This window comes from Paraburkholderia sp. J63 (assembly GCF_905220245.1).
Classification (GTDB): Bacteria; Pseudomonadota; Gammaproteobacteria; order Burkholderiales; family Burkholderiaceae; genus Paraburkholderia.
Map to the genome: position 1 here is coordinate 1 of NZ_CAJMZF010000230.1, position 251 is coordinate 251.

Consider the following 251-nt stretch of genomic DNA (forward strand, 5'->3'; position numbering starts at 1 on the left):
AAATGGTCTTCTCCCTCTCGAGGCGTTCAACCCTCGCTTCCAGCTCCTGGATGCGCTGCTGCTCTGGCGTCATTGCAGGACTCTGAGGCGTGATGCCGTGGCGTTCCTGGTGCAGTTGTTGAACCCAGCGACGCAGAACCGACTCTGCGACGCCGACCGACCGGCTGGCATCGACGTGGCTATAGCGCTGGTCGAGGACCAGAGACGCAGCACTGCGCTTGAACTCAGGGGAAAACGTACGACGTTGCTTG

The 251-nt window shown here is 61.0% G+C and carries 1 protein-coding gene; it reads right to left on the reverse strand.

Going from position 1 to position 251, the window contains the following annotated elements:
• A partial coding sequence (locus tag U5775_RS39310; RefSeq protein ID WP_322063484.1) for a transposase occupies positions 1-251 on the reverse strand: 251 nt, incomplete at both ends.